A 14,942-nucleotide genomic window follows, 5' to 3' on the forward strand; every position below is an offset into this window, starting at 1 on the left:
CGGGGCGGTTTTTCTTTTTCGGGGATTTTAGACATACTGCGCCATGAACGATTTTATTGACCGCGTAAGGATAAACATAAAGGCCGGCGACGGCGGGGCGGGCTCCGCCAGTTTCCGGCGCGAAAAATTCGCCCCCATGGGAGGGCCGGACGGCGGCGACGGTGGCAATGGCGGTTCCATAATATTCGTGGCGGACCACAATCTTGGCACCCTTCTGGACTTTACTTACCATCGCCATTTTGGCGCGGAAGACGGGGAGCGTGGCGGCAAACGCCAGATGTCCGGCAAAAGCGGGGATGACCTGACGCTCAAAGTCCCGGTGGGAACGATGTTGCTCGACGCGCAGACCGGGGAGCAGATCGCCGATCTGGACCGGGACGGCAAAAGCATCGTCGCCGCCAAGGGCGGCAAGGGGGGCTGGGGGAACGTCCATTTCAAATCGTCCATAAACCAGGCGCCGCGCCGGGCAAATCCAGGCACAGACGGCGAGAAACGCATGATTGTGCTGGAACTGAAGCTGATCGCCGACGTTGGCATTTTGGGGTATCCAAACGCAGGCAAGTCCACCCTTATCTCCCGCATATCCGCCGCAAAACCGAAAATAGCGGACTATCCGTTCACCACCATCACCCCCAATTTAGGCGTGGTGGAATGGTTGGAAGGTAAAACATACGTGGTGGCGGACATACCCGGATTGATCGAAGGCGCCGCCGAAGGGCGCGGACTTGGCCATCAGTTCCTTCGCCACGTGGAACGCACAAAGCTGTTGCTGCACCTTATCGACCCTGTGGCGGTGGAGGAAGGGCGCGATCCTGTGGCCGATTTCAAGGCCATAAACGCGGAGCTTGTGAAGTATTCGCCGGACCTTGCGGTAAAATCGCAGATAGTGGCGATAAGCAAGATGGACGCTGTGACGGACAAGGCCGGGCTTAAAAAGGCGGTCAAGAAATTGTCCAAGGCAAGCGGCGGCGAAGTTTTCACGATAAGCGCCGTGAGCGGCGAGGGGATAGACGACCTTAAGAAACTTATCGGGCGGCGGCTTTTGGAGATGAAGGAGGCGCAGATCGTGGAAGATATCCAGAAAGAAGAGCAGGACGATTTTTAGTTAGCCACAACAAGAATTTTCACCACAGAGGCACAGAGGCACAGAGGCACAGAGGGAAGAATATCTTAATCTCCCCGCCTCGGTGGTTATATCATCCCCCCAAAATCCATCAAAAAACACCTTGTGTATTCGTTGTACGTTCGCTTTTACTTAGTTTGAATCTTTTTTTGTTAAATTGAGTCTATTTTAGCTTGACGAGACCCCCCTGTATCTATTATAAATTCCAAGCTCTACGCTCGATGGCGGTTCAAGCGGAACCGGCAGGAAAAAAAGAGCGTTCAAAAGCACTGTCCACATTTTCATTACAGTTTATTCGTTCGCGCCCCTGCGCGGGCGAAAGTGGCTGATAGGGGTTTCTTTAATGGAATTAAGGGTGGCGGAACTGGCATGAAGGTTTTGTTCAGTTCATGGCGCGGAGAGGTTGTTGACAATCGCGGCAAAGCGCCCGACGATTGGGCCGACGCCGCCCAGATAAAGAAGCTTCCCACCGAATTTGGCCCCGGCCGCTCCGTTTCCGCTTTCATCGGATGGGACGGGATCATCTTAGCCTCCGAGCCGTACGATATAGTGGAGATGACCGCCAATTACGCGGCGGCGCTGCAGGCTTCTTCCTGCGCCAAATGTTTCCCCTGCCGCACCGGCACCAAGGTGATGGAAGACCTTTTGGCCGGCATCGTGGCGGGGAAAGGGGCCGAGGGGGACATCGCCCGGTTAAAAGATCTTTGCGCCACCATATCGCCCAATTCAAAGTGCGGCATCGGCCAGCTTGGCCCCATCGCCATAGAGCACGCCATCACGAATTTCCGGGATGATTTCCTGGCATATATCAAAGGCGGGAAAAAATCGGCCGGGCTGTACTATCCATACAAAATGACGGCGCCCTGCACGGCGGCCTGCCCCACGGGGATGGACATTCCCAGGTATATCGAATACATAAAAGACGGCGATTTCGCCGGGTCGCTTGCCACCATCCGGGAAGCGTGCCCCATGGCGGCGTCTTTGGGCCGGGCGTGTTTCCATCCGTGCGAGAACAACTGCCGCCGGGCCAACGTGGAAGCGCCGCTGGCCATATGCAAGCTTAAGCGCTCCGCCTGGGATTTTGAGTACCTGCACGCCGTCGAAAAACCATCCAATCCGAACATGAACACGCGGGATGAAAAGATCGCCGTGATCGGCGGCGGCATCGCCGGTGTGTCGGCCGCGTACTACCTGGCCCTCAAGGGATACCGGGTGACCATATTTGAAAAGCTGGACAATTTTGGGGGCGCGGCGTACACAGGCATACCGCATTACCGCATACCCAAAGACGTGCAGCGCGACGAGATCGCATATCTTGCCACCCTGGGGGTGGAGCTGAAGACAGGCGTCTGTTTCGGCAGGGACGAAACGTTCAAGAGCCTGCGCGAGAAGGGCTTTAAGGCTGTGTTCCTGGCCACCGGGGCGGACCTTTCAAAGAAGATGGGCGCCGAAGGTGAGGACGCGGGATACGAGGGATACTATCCCGGCATCAGCATCCTCAAGCAGGTTGTGATGAAGACCAGCCCGGAGGTGAAAGAGAAAACGCCGGTGGCGGACATCCCCAAATACAAACATGTGATGGTGGTCGGCGGCGGAAACACAGCCATGGACTGCGCCCGCACGTTCCGCAGGCTCGGCTCGAAGGTGACCATCGTTTATCGCCGCACGGAGAAAGAGTTGCCGGCGGATCCGCACGAGATTCACGAGTCCAAGGACGAGGGTGTCGAGTACGCGTTCCTGGAGGCGCCCACCCGGATCATCGCGGAGAACGGCAAAGTGACCGGGCTTGAGTGCCAGACGATGGAACTGGGAGAGCCGGACGCTTCGGGCCGCCGCAGGCCTGTGCCCAAGAAAGGGTCGGAGCATATCATCGCGGGTGATTGCGTGATCTCCGCCATCGGGCAGGATTGCGACATCTTCTACCTGAAGGAAGACGCCAACATCAAGATAAGCAAGTGGGACAACCCCGTTGCCGACAACGACACGATGCAGACAGACGTTCCCGGCGTGTTCGCCGGGGGGGACTGCATGATCGGCCCGATGACCCTTGTGGTGGCGGCCGGGCATGGACGGCGCGCGGCGCAGAGCATAGACCAGTTCCTGCGCGGCGGGAAGCCGTCCATCAACGACACCCAGAGGATGGAGAACCTTATCGCCGCCATCGGCGCGTACAACAAGAAAGAAGAGATAGCCAATCCGAAAGGATGGGACAGGCAGGTGATGCCATACTGCGACAGGGACGGGAAATTGCACGCCTTCACCGAGGTGGAGCTTGGATACACCCAGGAGCAGGCGATGGAAGAGGCGGCCCGCTGCATGCGCTGTTACATCGTTGGGATGGCCGCCGTCACGGGAGGAGGGGCGAAATGAGCGATCATGCAGTGAAAGCCGCTCCGGCCACGATTGAATTGACCATAGACGGAAAGCTTGTCACCGTCCCGCGCGGGACGACCATATTGAACGCGGCGCGCCAGAACGGCGTGTACATACCCACGCTTTGCTATGTTGAAAAGCTCAACCCCATCGGCTCTTGCAGGCTTTGCTCGGTGGAGGTGGAGGGTTCCAAAGGCCCCATAATGTCGTGTGTCACCCCGGTGACCTCCGGGATGAAAGTGACCACCCAGAGCGAGGCTCTGGCGGCCCACCGGCAAAAGATGATGCGGTTTATATTGACCAACCACCCGCTGGACTGCCCTGTGTGCGAGCGGAGCGGAGAATGCTCGCTTCAGAACCGGACGTTCGAGCTGGACGTCGTCGGCCATGATTACAGGACGGATGGACACAAAAAGACTCCGGTGGCCAACTGGAAGGCGTTGCGTTACGACCGCAACCTTTGCATTTTCTGCGAACGGTGCGTGAAGATATGCAGGGAAGTGCAGGGGATCGCGGCGCTTTCGATAGACGGATGGGGATATAAGGCGAGGATCAAGCCGAACGCGGGGGAGACGCTGGACTGCGATTTCTGCGGCCAGTGCCTGTCCGTATGCCCGGTGGGCGCCATATCAAGCTCGATCATATTCAACGGGCGCTCATGGGAGATGGACAAGACCCAGACCGTGTGCCCGTATTGCGCCGTGGGATGCTCGTTCCACGCCAACACGAGGAAAGGCTCGCTTGTCCGTATCACAAGCGACGACACCATCGGGGTGAACAACGGCAACCTATGCGCCCGCGGCAGGTTCGGTTTCGAGGCGCACCAGGGCGAGAACAGGGTGAAGACCCCCCTTGTCCGCAAGGGCGGGCGGCTGGAACCGGCCACGTGGGAAGAGGCCATCGCGCTTGCCGCGTCAAAACTGAAACAGATACATGCCGCAAGCGGGCCCGGCTCCATCGCAGTGATCGGCGGCGAGGGGCTTTATAACGAGGACGCATACGTATTGCAGAAGGTCTTCCGCGCCGGGCTTGGCGTGTGGAGGATAGACAATCCCGCCAACATGAGAAATCCGGAGCTTAACAGCGGGATTTGCGACACGTTCGGCGGCGCGGCCCCCATCGTTGAATATTCCGAAATCAGGAAGGCCGATTCGTTCTTCTTCTTCGGCGCCGACGCGGAGAAAGAGAATCCGGTGATAGCCAACATGGTGCGCATGAAGGTGCGTGACCATGGCGCGCCGATGTTCGCGGCGAACACAAGGAACATCGGATTCGCCCCGGCGTTCGACAGGAAAGTGATATTCGCCCCCGGCTCCGAGGCCGCGCTGGTGGCGGGGATTATCCGGGCCATGCTCGACACCAACATAAAAGATAACCGCGCCGCAAAAGCCGCAGGCGCAAATCCTCTGCTCGGCAAGAGCGCGCAAAGCGTGAGCGTGGAGGATGCGGCGAAAGTTTCGGGAGTGAGCGCCGGGGAGATCAGGGCGCTGGCCGCGGCGTTTTTAAAGAACGGCGCCCCGCTTGTGGTGATGGGGAGCGGCGTTTACACCCATCCAAAAGGGGCGCAGATCGCCAAGGGGCTTATAAACCTGGCCACGCTGCTCGGCGGGAAGGCGATGCTGTACAGGGAAAGCGCCAACAGCCAGGGGGTGAACGGCATGGGGATTTCCCCGTCGCATCTGCCCGGTTACATGAAGGCTGGCGACGAGAAGGCGGCCGCGCACTATTCACAGAAATGGGGGAAGAAAATATCCCCGGCATCCGGTGACGGGCTCGGGATTTTCGACGGCCTGGCGCAAAAGAAGATTAAGGCGGTTGTGATTGCCGGGGCAGACCCGGTGACGCACTCGGAGGGGGGCGGTTCTATCGCGCAAGCGCTGGCTGGCGCGGAGTTCACCGTGGTCACCACGCAGTTCCTCACGGAGACGGCCCTGCTGGCCAACGTTGTGTTCCCGTCGTCCACTTCGATGGAGCGGGACGGCGCATGCGTAAACAACGAAGGGCGGACGCAAAGCATAAAGAAAGTGATCGAGCCCGCCGGGCAGTCCAGGCCTGATTGGGAGATTTTCGCGGCGCTCGGATCCGCGCTTGGGTTGAACCTTGCGTACACCGCCGCGGCGGACGTGGCCGCCGAGATAGCGGCGGACGTTCCGGCCAATGCGGCTTTAAGCGGGGATGGCGGGGCATTCGAGTTTGACACGGCGGCGCAGCTTCCGGCCCGCGGTGGAGATTATCCGATGATGCTGGTGACCGGCTCGTCGCTTTTCCATCATGGGACGATGAGCAGGCAATGCCCGGCGCTAAACTCGCTGGATTCGGCGGCGGAGCTGGAGATCTGCGCGGCGGACGCGGAAAAACTTGGTTTCAAGGACGGGGACGGAGTTCTGGTGGAGTCGAAGGAAGGCTCGATAAAGCTTAAAGCGGCTGTCACTGCCAAGTCCCCCTCCGGGGTTGTGTTCGTGGCGAAGAATTTTGAGAACGCGCCGGCGCTCCATCTTTTTGCGGGGGGGCAGGCGGCCGTGGCGGTGAAGATCAGCAAACTGGCTTGACGGGCATTAGGATTTGACTTTGATGGAATCGAAAGATAAACTTGGCGCGCCTCTGAGGTGTGGAAACCTCCGCGCCGATTTTCAAAATGAACCGCTCAATTTTGGGAGCGCCTGACAGGTGAACCAGTATATACCCGTGCTTTTGGTGTTCGCCGTTTCCGCCGGGATAGCAGCGGCGGTGCTGGCGATATCCGAGGGGCTTGGCCCCAAGGAAGTGTTCCGGGAGAAGATGGAGCCGTTCGAGTGCGGCGAGAACGCCATAATGTCGCCGAAACTGCGGTTTTCGGTGAGGTTTTACCTGATAGCGCTTCTATTTATTGTGTTCGATATAGAAGCGGTGTTCATGTTCCCCTGGGCGGTGATATTCCAGCCGCTGGGGATGTTCGGCTTCGTGGAGATGACGGTGTTCATCGTTATCCTGGCCATCGGGCTTGTGTATGTGTGGAAAAAGGGAGCCTTGGAATGGGAATGACGGAAAGCGAAAAGGCGGACGTCGCGGCGCTGGGCGACAGCGTGATAATCACCCAGTTGGACAAGATCATCGGCTGGGGCCGCAAATACAGCTTTTTCCTGTACCCGTTCGTGACGGCCTGCTGCGGCATGGAGTTCATGTCGGTGGCGGGGCCCAGGTACGATCTGGACAGGTTCGGCGCGGCCCTTCCCCGGTTCTCCCCTAGGCAGGCGGACCTTTTGATGGTGGTGGGAACGATAAGCCACAGGCAGGCGCCGATATTGGTGAAGGTCTATAACCAGATGACCGAGCCCAAATGGGTGTTCGCTTTCGGTACCTGCACCGTATCCGGCGGGATGTATGACAACTACGCCACAGTGCAGGGGATAGACACGCTGATCCCGGTGGACGTATATGTCCCCGGCTGCCCGCCGAGGCCGGAGATGGTGATAGACGGGCTTATAAAGCTTCAGCAGAAGGTGGTGGCCGAGCCGCACCAGATGGCGTACAAGAAGGGGATCGCCCCGGTGGGCGAGGCGGACGACAGGATCGTCACGGGGCGGAAGGCTTAATTAAAGATGAGCGGCGCTGTGGAAACGGAAGATTCGGCGGTGATGGCGGCGGTGAAGGCGAAGTTCGCCGGATCGCGGACGCTGATCCACACCCATTGCCAGAAGGGGGACGACACGATAGTCGTGCGCGCCGATGACATACTAGACGTGATGGAATTCCTGCGCAACGGCGCGGGGCTTTCGTTCGACATGATTCTCGACGTGACGGCTGTGGACTATTTGAACGACATGGGGATATGGCCGTACATGGCGGAACTCGGGGCCCGGTTCGAGGTGGTGTACCACCTGTATTCGGTGGACAAAAACCATCGGATAAGGGTGAAGTCTCCGCTGCCCGCGGACAAGCCGCACATCAACTCGGTCACCTCCATATGGCCCGGGGCGGACTGGTTTGAGCGGGAGGCGTGGGACCTTTACGGTGTGGTGTTCAGGGGCCATCCGAATTTGAAGAGGATATTGCTGTACGAAGCTTTCGTGGGGCATCCGTTGCGCAAAGATTATCCGAAAACCAAGCGCCAGCCTTTGATCGGGCCGGTGAATTAACAGACAGATATCAAGATGACCGAAACGAACAGGGATTACGACTTCCACCGGGAGCACCACACGGAGCTTCTGACGGTGAACATGGGCCCGTCGCACCCGGCGACCCACGGCACCGTGAAGTTCCTGCTCACGCTCGATGGCGAGACGATAGAGAACATTGACGTGGAGGTGGGCTACCTGCACAGGGGTTTCGAGAAGGAGTGCGAGGCCACCACGTGGAACGGCGTTTTCCCGTACACCGACAGGCTGGACTACACCGCCAGCGTGCTCAACAACGTGGGCTACGCCATGGCCGTGGAGAAGCTGGCCGGGATAACCATTCCGGAGCGGTGCCAGTACATCCGGGTGATCGTAAGCGAGATGGCGCGCATGTCCGCCCATTACACGACGACGGCGGCCGGGGCTCTCGAGCTTGGCGCGCTGACCGCGTTCATATATTTCGTCGAGGCGCGGGAACTTCTGTGGGACATGCTAGAGTCCGTTTGCGGCGCCAGGCTGACCCACAATTACGTGCGGATCGGCGGGGTGATAAGCGACCTTCCGGCGGACTTCAAACAAAACATAAAGACCGTGTTCGCCACCAACAGGAAACTGTGGGTGGACTTTGACAAACTGCTCTCCAAGAACCGGATATTCATAGACCGCATGCGGGACGTGGGCGGCATAAGCCGTGAGGACGCCATCGCCTGGGGATTCACCGGGCCGTGCCTGCGGGCGGCCGGCGTGCCGTATGACGTGCGCCGGGCCAACCCGTACCTTGTTTACGACCGGGTGGACTTCGCCATTCCGGTGGGGGAGACGGGGGACAATTACGACAGGTTCCAGGTGCGCATGGAGGAACTGGAGCAGTCCATGCGGATCATAGAGCAGTGCCTGGAGCAGATGCCCGAAGGGCCTGTGAACATAAACAACCCGGATTTCAGGCAGGCCTCCAAGGACGACATATTCACGAAAATGGAGCCCCTTATCTTCCAGTTCAAGACCGTGGTGGAGGGGCATAAGATACCCAGGGGCGAAGCGTACGCCGCCGTTGAAGGGGCCAACGGGGAACTGGGCTATTACGTTGTCTCCAACGGCGGTGGGCATCCTGTGAAGATGCGCGTCCGCCCCCCCTGTTTCCAGCTTACGTCGGCGCTGCCGCTTCTTATCAAGGGGCGGATGATAGCCGACCTTATACCGACGTTCGACATGATCAACCTTATCGGCGGGGAGTGTGACAGGTGAGCGAAGCCCTGATTCCCGACCTGATAGAGACGGCGTTCAAGATAGCCTTCGTGTTCGGGCTGAACATGGGCTTTTTCGCCCCTATGCTAGGCTGGGTGGAGCGCAAGCAGTCCGCCGTGATGCAGGACCGTATCGGGGCCAACCGGGCGGACATACTCGGCTTCACAGTGATAGGGCTGTTCCACAGCATGGCCGACGCGCTAAAGCTTATATTCAAGGAAGATTTCATCCCGCGCGGAGCCGACAGGGTGATGCATACCCTGGCCCCGGCCATCGCGCTGATCCCGGCGTTGTCCGCCTTCGCGGTGATCCCGTTCGGCGGCAAGTACAACCTGTGGGGCCACCCGGTGAACCTTGTGATAGCGGACCTGGACGTGGGGGTGCTTTACGTTTTCGCCATAGCGTCGCTGGCCACATACGGTGTGGTGCTGGCCGGATGGGCGTCCAACAACAACTGGTCGTTCATCGGCGGGCTTCGCGCCGCCGCGCAGATGTTTTCGTACGAAGTGGCGATGGGGCTGACCATCATGGGCCTTGTGATGTACTACCAGAGCCTGTCGCTTGTGACCATTGTGGCCAAACAGGAGAGCTTCTGGAGCTGGGGGATAATCTGGCACTGGCCCGCGTTCATACTTTATTTCACATGCGCCATCGCGGAGAACAAGAGGACTCCTTTTGACATACCGGAGGCGGAGAGCGAACTCGTGGCCGGATACTTCACGGAGTATTCGGGGATGAAGTTCATCATGTTCTGGATGGCGGAGTTCGTGGAGATCGTCACCATCGGCGCGCTTTGCGTGGTGTTGTTCCTGGGCGGGCATCACCTGCCGGGGATCACCGACAGGACGCTTATCGAGCTTTTCGGCGGGGCGGGGTCCACCACGGCGAACCTTATCGCGATGTTCGTGGGGATCGGGGTCTTTATAGTGAAGCTGGTGATCCTGATATTCGTGCAGATGACGGTCCGGTGGACGCTTCCCCGGTTCCGTTATGACCAGGTGATGAAGCTCGGGTGGAAGATGATCCTTCCGCTTTCCCTTATATGGATATTTGTGATGGGCGCGGGAATCCTTTCCGGGATAGTGCCCAAGCCGTAGAGGTGATGAAATAGATGGCGATCACGATAAAGAAGACGCGGCGGGAAGTGACGCTCTCCCTTTGGGAGAAGTCATACCTGCCGGAGGTGCTGCGCGGGATGTACATAACGCTGCGCCACTTCGCACGGAATTTCGGCGGGCTGATAAACGAGTTTGTTTTGGGCGGCGGCCGGGGCGAGCGGAAGATAATGACGGTGTATTACCCGGAGGAGACGTTGATCCCTCCGCCCGCGTTCCGCGGCAGGCCGGTGCTTGTGCGCGGGTCCAACGGGCTGGAAAAATGCGTTGCCTGCGGGCTGTGCGAGGCCGTATGCCCTCCACACTGCATCAGCATAATAGGCGGGGAGCGGGACAACGGCGACAGGTACCCCGTGTCTTACACCCTGGACGGGGCGCGGTGCATCTTCTGCGGCAGGTGCGAGGAAGTGTGCCCCAAAGAGGCCATCGTGATGAGCGACAGCTGGCGGGAGCTTTGCGAGTATGACCGGAGCAGGATGCTTTATACGAAAGAGGACCTGCTTGTCCCGGAGAGCGATTTGAAGAAGCGGCTTGACCTGATACGGAGCAGATATTATTCCGCCGCGCAATACGAGACTATTGGAAGATAGACGATGGAACTATTAGCGTTCAACATGTTTGCGGCGGTGGCGGTGGCGTGCTCGCTGTTCATGATCGTGTCCAAAAAGCCGGTCAATTCGGCGATGAACCTGATCGCGGTGATGTTCGCCCTTGCCGGGCTTTTCGCGATGCAGGAAGCGCATCTTATCGCCGCCCTGCAGGTGCTGGTGTACGCCGGGGCCATCATGGTGCTGTTCCTGTTCGTGATAATGATGCTCAACCTCAGGGAGAAAGTAGGGATGGAGACGCGCCGCCAGCCTTTCGCGCAGCTTCTGGCCGTGATCGTGCTCGGCGGGCTGTTCACTCCGATGGTGGCCCTTTACGACCCTTCGGCGGTGAAAGTGAAAATCATAAACCAGACGTTCGGCTCCACGGCGGGGGTCGGGCGGCTTTTGTTCACAGATTACCTGCTCCCATTCGAAATAGCGTCCGTGCTTCTGCTGGCGGCGCTGGTGGGGGCGGTGGTGCTCACAAAAACGAGGCTGCGGTAGGCAGATGATAACAGTAAACCATTACCTCGCGCTGTCCGCGGTATTGTTCAGCATTGGCGTTGTCGGTGTGCTAACACGGCGCAACATCATCGTGATAATGATGTCCATCGAGCTTATGTTGAACGCGGGCAACCTTCTTTTTGTCACTTTCGCCCGGCACATGGGGGACATGGGCGGGCATGTTTTCGTTTTCATGGTGATGGCGGTGGCGGCGGCGGAGGCCGCAGTCGGGCTGGCCATCGCCCTGGCGTTGTTCAAGAACCGCGCCACCGTGGACATTGACGAAATGAACATCCTCAAGGGGTAACCGGAAATATGTGGGGTCTTGAGCACATCTGGTGGGTTCCGGCGCTGCCGCTCATAGGGGCGACGCTAAACGGCCTGTTGGGTTTCCGTGTCTCCAAGAAGATGGTGGGCGTTTTCGCCGTAGGCTCCACGGGGCTTTCGTTCCTGGTGGCCGCCATGGCGTTTTTCAACCTTCTTTCGCTTCCGGCGGAGGAAAGGCTTTACGAAAGCGTCATTTTCAAATGGATAGAGGCCGGGTCTTTCACCGCGGAGGCGGGGATACAGATAGATCCGCTTTCCGCGATATTCCTGATGGTGGTGACGGGGGTGGGATTCCTCATCCATGTATATTCCATCGGCTACATGGGGCACGAGGCGGGGTATCCCAGGTATTTTGCGTACCTGAACCTGTTCATGTTCTCCATGCTGATGCTTGTGCTGGGGAACAATTTCCTTTTGATGTTCATCGGCTGGGAAGGGGTTGGGCTTTGCTCGTACCTGCTGATCGGCTATTACTACGAAAAACAGTCCGCCTCCGACGCCGGGAAAAAGGCGTTCGTGATGAACCGGATAGGGGACTTCGGTTTCCTTCTGGCGATCATGTGGATATTCTGGACTTTCGGCTCCATTGATTACACCACGGTGTTCCCGGCGGCGCATGAGAAGCTGATGCTCGGCGGCATGGCGGTGACGGGGATAACGCTTCTTCTGTTCCTTGGCGCCACCGGCAAGTCCGCCCAGATACCGCTATACACCTGGCTGCCGGACGCGATGGAAGGCCCCACGCCGGTGTCGGCCCTCATACACGCGGCGACGATGGTGACGGCGGGAGTGTACATGGTGGCAAGGTGCAACGCCCTTTTCAACCTGGCGCCCACGACCATGATGGTGGTGGCGCTCATCGGCGCGGCGACGGCCATTTTCGCCGCCACAATGGGTCTTTATCAGAACGACATCAAGCGCGTGCTGGCCTATTCCACCGTGTCGCAGCTAGGCTACATGTTCCTGGCGTGCGGGGTGGGCGCGTATGTGGCGGCGGTTTTCCACGTGATGACCCACGCGTTTTTCAAGGCCTGCCTCTTCCTTGGATCCGGCTCGGTGATTCACGGCATGTCCGGCGAACAGGACATGAGGGAGATGGGGGGGCTCGGTAAAAAGATGCCCCAGACGCATCTGACGTTCCTGATATCCACCCTCGCCATCGCGGGCATCCCGCCGCTGGCCGGGTTCTTCTCCAAAGATGAAATACTGCTTTCCGCGTTCCTCGGCCACACACCGGGTCATCTGGTATTTTGGGGATTGGCGACAATCGCCGCCGGCGTGACGGCCTTTTATATGTTCCGGCTTTATTTCATGACATTCACCGGCGAGCTTCGCGCCCATGACCATCATGTGCGCGACCATGTGCATGAATCGCCCTCCGTGATGACCATGCCGCTTATGATCCTGGCCGGCCTTGCGGCGGTGGGGGGATTTGTGGGCCTGCCGATAATCGAGGGGGGCCACGCGTTAAGGGAGTTCCTCGCCCCGGTCTTCCATGTCCACGGCGCGCCGGAGCATCCGCACGCGGACCTGGGCATGGAGCTCGGGCTGATGGGTGTGTCCGTCGCGATGGCTGTCATCGGCATATTCACCGCGCGGTACTTCTACTTCACCAATCCGGCGGCCGCAAAAGAACTCGCGGAAAAAGAGGGGGTGACCAAGACCATATACACCCTCATGCAGAACAAATACTATGTGGACGAAATATACGACGCGCTGTTCGTAAAGCCCATCGTGGCCTTCTCGGACAAGGCGCTGTGGAAGATATTCGACGTGAAGATAGTGGACGGATTCGTCAACGCCATGGCCGACCTGTTCATGGGGCTCGGCGCGGCGTTCCGCACGATGCACACGGGGCTCACCCGCAACTACGCCTTGGCGATGGTGTTCGGAGGTGTGTTCCTTGTGGGCTTCTGGCTGGTTTCGATGGGTGGAAGATAAGGTTTAACGGGGATTTGACGTGATGGAGTCTTTGCCGGTCCTTTCGTTGGTGACATTCATCCCGCTTGCCGGGCTGCTTGTCATCCTGCTGATTGACAAGGAGAACGTGACACTCATCCGTGGTGTGGCATTTGCCGCCACGCTTGTGGACTTTTTCGTTTCCATCCCGCTGTTCACCCGGTTTGAGAACACGCACCTGATGCAGTTTGTGGAGAAGAAGGACTGGCTGCCGCAGTTCGGCGTGAGCTATTACATGGGGATAGACGGCATATCCATGTTCCTGATCCTGCTGACCACCCTGACCACCGCCATATGCGTCCTTTCGACGTGGACGGCGGTGGAGAAGCATGTAAAAGAGTTCATGATGATGATCCTCATGCTGGAAACGGGGATGATCGGGGTCTTCTGCGCTCTGGACTTCTTCCTGTTCTACGTGTTCTGGGAGCTTATGCTCATCCCGATGTACTTCATCATCGGAGTTTGGGGCGGCCAGCGGCGGATATACGCGGCGGTGAAGTTCTTCATATACACGATGGTCGGCTCGGTGCTCATGCTCCTTGCGATCATGTGGCTGTACTTGCACCACCATGAGGTCAAGGGCTTCTATACGATGGACATCCTGGCCTACCAGGGGCTGGAGATCGGGCTGACGGCGCAGGTGGTCCTGTTCCTGGCGTTCTTCCTGGCGTTCGCCATCAAGGTGCCGATGTTCCCGTTCCATACATGGTTGCCGGACGCCCACGTGGAGGCGCCGACAGCCGGATCTGTGATACTGGCCGGCATACTTCTGAAAATGGGAACGTACGGGTTCCTGCGGTTCTCCCTGCCGATATTCCCGGAGGCCACCATATGGGCTGTTGACTGGGTAAGCTGGCTTGCCCTCATCGGCATAGTTTACGGGGCGCTTGTGGCCATGGTGCAGGAGGACGTGAAGAAGCTTGTGGCGTACTCGTCCGTAAGCCACCTGGGCTTTGTGATGCTGGGGATTTTCGCGCTTAACGTGCAGGCGATAGAAGGCGGCCTTCTGCAGATGCTAAACCACGGCGTCTCCACCGGCGCGCTCTTCCTTGCGGTGGGGGTGCTTTACGAGCGGCGCCACACCAGGCTGATTTCCGAGTATGGCGGCGTCACCAGCAAGATGCCTGTGTTCGCGGTGGTGTTCATGATTGTCACGTTGTCGTCCATAGGGTTGCCGGGGCTCAACGGTTTCGTGGGCGAGTTCCTGGTGCTTATGGGGACGTGGAAGGCCAATCCGCTTTTCGCGGCGATAGCCACTTCCGGGGTCATCTGGGGGGCGGTGTACATGTTGTGGATGTTCCAGCGGGTGATGTTCGGCAAGGTGACAAATCCGAAAAATGAAAAACTTAAGGACCTGAACCTGCGTGAGATTGTTTATTTCGCGCCTTTCATAGTTCTTATATTCGTCATGGGCGTGTTCCCTACGCCGTTTATAAAAAAGATGGAGCCTTCCGTGGTGCATCTGGTCAATCAGGTGAAGGCACATCAGGGGAGCCCGTCCGGGCTCGCCCAGACGCCGGCCGGAATGCCGGTTCCGGCGCAAAGCCACGGCCATGGGCATGGGGCGATCGGCTCCACCGGGTCGGATGGATAGAAAGAGGGCCTAACAATGAAT

General features: G+C 58.6%; 13 protein-coding genes. All 13 read left to right on the forward strand.

Annotated elements, in window-relative coordinates; all coding sequences use genetic code 11:
* Positions 1-43: 43 nt before the first annotated feature.
* The 13 genes from obgE (at position 44) to HZB29_09525 (ending at position 14,921) form a co-directional block, all read left to right on the forward strand.
* Positions 44-1,105, forward strand: a complete 1,062-nt coding sequence (obgE, locus tag HZB29_09465; protein ID MBI5815822.1) for a GTPase ObgE — start codon at positions 44-46, stop codon at positions 1,103-1,105.
* Positions 1,106-1,492: 387 nt separating this feature from the next.
* On the forward strand, positions 1,493-3,493 hold the full coding sequence (locus HZB29_09470; GenBank protein MBI5815823.1) for an FAD-dependent oxidoreductase: 2,001 nt from the start codon (positions 1,493-1,495) through the stop codon (positions 3,491-3,493).
* Entirely contained in the window at positions 3,490-6,045 is a 2,556-nt protein-coding gene (locus HZB29_09475) for a molybdopterin-dependent oxidoreductase (GenBank protein ID MBI5815824.1), read from the forward strand. The genes HZB29_09470 and HZB29_09475 overlap by 4 nt, the downstream gene beginning before the upstream one ends.
* A 118-nt stretch (positions 6,046-6,163) precedes the next feature.
* Entirely contained in the window at positions 6,164-6,517 is a 354-nt protein-coding gene (gene ndhC, locus HZB29_09480) for an NADH-quinone oxidoreductase subunit A (protein ID MBI5815825.1), read from the forward strand.
* The gene (nuoB, locus tag HZB29_09485) at positions 6,508-7,068 is read left to right on the forward strand and encodes an NADH-quinone oxidoreductase subunit NuoB (GenBank protein ID MBI5815826.1); all 561 of its coding nucleotides are present in this window, start codon (positions 6,508-6,510) and stop codon (positions 7,066-7,068) included. Before ndhC ends, nuoB begins: the two co-directional genes overlap by 10 nt.
* Before the next feature lie 42 nt (positions 7,069-7,110).
* Entirely contained in the window at positions 7,111-7,611 is a 501-nt protein-coding gene (locus HZB29_09490; protein ID MBI5815827.1) for an NADH-quinone oxidoreductase subunit C, read from the forward strand.
* 15 nt (positions 7,612-7,626) lie between these two features.
* On the forward strand, positions 7,627-8,835 hold the full coding sequence (locus HZB29_09495; GenBank protein MBI5815828.1) for an NADH-quinone oxidoreductase subunit D: 1,209 nt from the start codon (positions 7,627-7,629) through the stop codon (positions 8,833-8,835).
* Positions 8,836-8,843: 8 nt separating this feature from the next.
* Positions 8,844-9,932, forward strand: a complete 1,089-nt coding sequence (locus HZB29_09500; protein MBI5815829.1) for an NADH-quinone oxidoreductase subunit H — start codon at positions 8,844-8,846, stop codon at positions 9,930-9,932.
* 14 nt (positions 9,933-9,946) lie between these two features.
* Positions 9,947-10,540 carry an NADH-quinone oxidoreductase subunit I gene (locus HZB29_09505; GenBank protein ID MBI5815830.1) on the forward strand — a complete coding sequence of 198 codons (594 nt, stop codon included), beginning with the start codon at positions 9,947-9,949 and terminating at the stop codon, positions 10,538-10,540.
* 3 nt (positions 10,541-10,543) lie between these two features.
* Positions 10,544-11,041 (forward strand): NADH-quinone oxidoreductase subunit J, encoded by a 498-nt coding sequence (locus HZB29_09510; protein MBI5815831.1) that lies wholly within the window; start codon positions 10,544-10,546, stop codon positions 11,039-11,041.
* Positions 11,042-11,045: 4 nt separating this feature from the next.
* The gene (nuoK, locus tag HZB29_09515) at positions 11,046-11,348 is read left to right on the forward strand and encodes an NADH-quinone oxidoreductase subunit NuoK (protein ID MBI5815832.1); all 303 of its coding nucleotides are present in this window, start codon (positions 11,046-11,048) and stop codon (positions 11,346-11,348) included.
* A gap of 8 nt (positions 11,349-11,356) precedes the next feature.
* Positions 11,357-13,309 carry an NADH-quinone oxidoreductase subunit L gene (gene nuoL / locus HZB29_09520; protein ID MBI5815833.1) on the forward strand — a complete coding sequence of 651 codons (1,953 nt, stop codon included), beginning with the start codon at positions 11,357-11,359 and terminating at the stop codon, positions 13,307-13,309.
* A 22-nt stretch (positions 13,310-13,331) separates the two neighbouring features.
* Positions 13,332-14,921: an NADH-quinone oxidoreductase subunit M gene (locus HZB29_09525; GenBank protein MBI5815834.1), complete on the forward strand. Its 1,590-nt coding sequence runs from the start codon at positions 13,332-13,334 to the stop codon at positions 14,919-14,921.
* Positions 14,922-14,942: the final 21 nt, after the last annotated feature.

This window comes from Nitrospinota bacterium (genome assembly GCA_016235255.1).
GTDB lineage: Bacteria > Nitrospinota_A > UBA7883 > UBA7883 > JACRLM01 > JACRLM01.

Excerpts from the sequence above, each read along its gene's own strand:
- obgE (MBI5815822.1), top strand. The coding sequence starts at position 44 with ATGAACGATTTTATTGACCGCGTAAGGATAAACATAAAGGCCGGCGAC.
- HZB29_09475 (MBI5815824.1), top strand. The coding sequence starts at position 3,490 with ATGAGCGATCATGCAGTGAAAGCCGCTCCGGCCACGATTGAATTGACC.
- HZB29_09470 (MBI5815823.1), top strand. The coding sequence starts at position 1,493 with ATGAAGGTTTTGTTCAGTTCATGGCGCGGAGAGGTTGTTGACAATCGC.
- nuoK (MBI5815832.1), top strand. The coding sequence starts at position 11,046 with ATGATAACAGTAAACCATTACCTCGCGCTGTCCGCGGTATTGTTCAGC.
- nuoL (MBI5815833.1), top strand. The coding sequence starts at position 11,357 with ATGTGGGGTCTTGAGCACATCTGGTGGGTTCCGGCGCTGCCGCTCATA.
- HZB29_09510 (MBI5815831.1), top strand. The coding sequence starts at position 10,544 with ATGGAACTATTAGCGTTCAACATGTTTGCGGCGGTGGCGGTGGCGTGC.
- HZB29_09495 (MBI5815828.1), top strand. The coding sequence starts at position 7,627 with ATGACCGAAACGAACAGGGATTACGACTTCCACCGGGAGCACCACACG.
- HZB29_09525 (MBI5815834.1), top strand. The coding sequence starts at position 13,332 with ATGGAGTCTTTGCCGGTCCTTTCGTTGGTGACATTCATCCCGCTTGCC.
- HZB29_09490 (MBI5815827.1), top strand. The coding sequence starts at position 7,111 with ATGGCGGCGGTGAAGGCGAAGTTCGCCGGATCGCGGACGCTGATCCAC.
- HZB29_09505 (MBI5815830.1), top strand. The coding sequence starts at position 9,947 with ATGGCGATCACGATAAAGAAGACGCGGCGGGAAGTGACGCTCTCCCTT.
- nuoB (MBI5815826.1), top strand. The coding sequence starts at position 6,508 with ATGGGAATGACGGAAAGCGAAAAGGCGGACGTCGCGGCGCTGGGCGAC.